General features: G+C 33.2%; 1 protein-coding gene and 1 pseudogene. Both read right to left on the minus strand.

The window, feature by feature from the left end:
* The coding region (locus tag AC1DTM_RS29465; protein WP_477001588.1) for a DEAD/DEAH box helicase family protein at positions 1–500 on the minus strand (500 nt) is incomplete at its 3' end.
* Positions 501–519: 19 nt separating this feature from the next.
* Positions 520–838, minus strand: a pseudogene (locus AC1DTM_RS29470) (hypothetical protein); the annotation flags it as partial.

The following is an 838-nucleotide window of genomic DNA, read 5'->3' on the forward strand; positions in this document are numbered from 1 at the left end:
GATTTAATTACATCAAGTACAGCACCCATCATCTTTTGTTTTACAATTTGATCAAACTCATCAAATACAATCGTTTTCACTTCATGCATCTTTAATTTTTTCATACGAATCAATTCTAAAATACGTCCTGGTGAACCGACAATAACTCTTGGGTGTTTCTTTAATTTTTCAACTTGGCGCTTAATATCCGCACCACCAATTAAAGACGCACCTGAAATATCAGTTCCTGCTGTAAACTTTTGAACCTCTTCATGAATTTGCATAACAAGTTCACGAGTTGGCGCTAAAATTACAACTTGAGGTTGTTTAATTTCAGGATTAATTTTATGTAAAAGTGGTAATAAGTACGCTAATGTTTTTCCTGTTCCAGTTGGAGATTCAGCTATAACGTCTTGTCCTTCTAAAATAGTTGGAATCGCTTGTTTTTGAATTTCAGTAAACTCTTTAAAACCAGCCTTTTCCCAAGCTTGTTGTAAAAATGGTTGCATATCTTTTATCATTTGTTTTTCTCCTTTATCTCTATTTTTGAAGAAAATGTTGTATTGTTCGCACCGTTTCTATCATGTGTGAAATAACAGCTATTAAATCATCAACATGGTCTTCTGTAATCGCTTTTTGAAATAGAACCTCTACCTTATTATGATATGAAATCGCTTGCTTATTATATTCGTATGAAATTTTCTGTGTAATCATTCGCTCTTTTCCCCAAATAGATTGCAATAAAGCTTCAATTTCTTGACATCCTATCTCTGGCTGTTCCATTTCGAACGAGAACGCTAACTTCATTTCACAACCTGGTATAAACTGAGGTACTTCTAATATTTCACCTGATAAATTC

The organism is Bacillus sp. P4_D3, from assembly GCF_056401855.1.